2 protein-coding genes are annotated in these 1,940 nt (G+C 55.3%); both read left to right on the top strand.

Annotated elements, in window-relative coordinates; all coding sequences use genetic code 11:
• Nucleotides 1-391, top strand: a 391-nt coding sequence (locus Q0520_RS01605) for a DUF5803 family protein (RefSeq protein ID WP_298665772.1), incomplete at its 5' end; no start/stop codon positions are given.
• 420 nt (nucleotides 392-811) lie between these two features.
• The coding region (locus Q0520_RS01600; protein WP_298665770.1) for a HAMP domain-containing protein at nucleotides 812-1,940 on the top strand (1,129 nt) is incomplete at its 3' end.

Raw genomic sequence — 1,940 nt, 5'->3', positions numbered from 1 at the left:
AGTCTCCGGGGTGTGCGGGGAGAACTGTACCTACACACAGAAGAACCGGAACACCATCGCCTTCGAGAAGGGGAACGTGACGGTGACTTATGAGGCCACCATACGGGAGAAAAACCTCCAGCTCCTCTTTACCGAGCCCTCGAACATCACGGTCACCCTCCCCGAGGGCCAGGACGTCAAAAACCCCCTCCTCGGGCGGGTGAGCGAGGGGGGGAAGGTCTCGACAGAGAACAACACGACCGTGATCGCCTTCGACCAGGTGCGTTATGCCGAGGTGCACTCCTACGACCCGACCCGGGAGCGTCTCCTCTATATCTTCGGGAGCGTCTGGCTCACCGTGGCTGTGGTGCTCCTCTTCCCCTTCCTGCTGATGCGAAGACGGCAGGAGTGAGGAAAAACTTTTTTCGGCACGAGAAAGGTGCTCGTGCCAGCCCCATGGAGGAGGTGCCGGATCCTCCCACCCCGACAATCCAGAACAGGTCATCCAGGCGTCACTCTCAGGACCCTGCAGGAGATATGATCCTTCCGTACCATTGCGATCCCTTCCCTCACTCTATCTCTGTCTTTCAGATACAGAGCCGGACTCGGGGAGGATGAACCAGAGACTGCACGAATTCGCCGGTACAGGGGTGGCCCCCTATAAGAAACCGGGAGAAAATGGCAATTTTACTCGAAAATATATTTAAATGCGCTATAATTTGACATTCAAAAATAGATACTCATATAATATAATAATACCAAATAAAGAATACCGCGGGAAAGTGACGATCAGGCGACAACCCGACACCATATGCAAACTCCGGTACACTCCATGAAAGAGACTAGCACCACCTCCCCGGACAAACGACCATTTCTTCATTACGTGGTGCTCTTCATGTTTCTGGTCATCAGCGTCACCATCGGTTTTCTTTCGACCATATCATACCTCGAAGCAAGGGGCGAGATCGTCGAGGCGTACGAGGAGGTGATGGACCACACCGACGAGATGATCCGCGAGGCCGTTGCCCTGGTCAATAGAGAGGAGACATCCAGGGGACGAGACTACAGCACGGAGATAGTCGCCGTCCTCGACACGTACATCACGGAGTACACCCCGCCGCCGGACAATGCGTCCCTGCCCGATACCCGGCAGTTGGAGGAACACCTGCACCGTCTGTTCGGGAAAAACACCGCAACATCGGTACATCTCACCAGAACCGCCGAGGTCGCCGACATTGTCAGGTACAGTCGGTTACAGCCAGCATGGGAGGTCAGGACGAACCCCGACGGTTCGATCACCACCAGCGCATATGACCTGACCCCGGACGGGACCTATCTCCTGAAAGTGGCCATAACCTTCCCACAGCAGGGCACCATACCGGCAATCTACCAGCATGATATCGTCGAGAAAGCGCAGGGGGTCAACCCGTTCATTGAATCGGTCAGGGTCTATGACACTTTCGGAGACCTTGCCATCGACCTCACCGACCCGATGAACACGACGGCAGGGACGCTCAGGCCCGAAATCCTCCAGCAGGTCATGACAACTCGGGCAGACATTGCAGTCATGGACGACCAGACCCAAAAGATGACCAGGTACCTCTTCGTCGAACCCGATCAGGGGACAGACGAGAGCATCAGGATCGTCGAAGTCACCTACAACCTGCAGGAAAGGGTCGACCACATCAACACGGTCAGACTGTTCAATATCATCACGGAGATACTTGGCATCCTCTTCGGGGCGCTGGTAACCCTCGCTTCTTTGTGGTACATCACTCAACCCGTGGACACCATCGTGGAGGACGTTAGTATCATCGCACGGGGCGACCTCAACCACAGGATCAGGACGACAAAAGGGCTTGAGTTCGCCCGCCTGGAAGAGAGCATCAACATAATGGTCAGGCGTCTCAAGGAGACAATCACAAAATTGAGAGAGTCTGAGGAGCAGGTCAGGGAGTACA

The organism is uncultured Methanofollis sp., assembly GCF_937919355.1.
Lineage (GTDB): Archaea > Halobacteriota > Methanomicrobia > Methanomicrobiales > Methanofollaceae > Methanofollis.
Note: the sequence above shows the minus strand (reverse complement) of the source record. Positions and strands in the feature narration are given on the sequence as shown.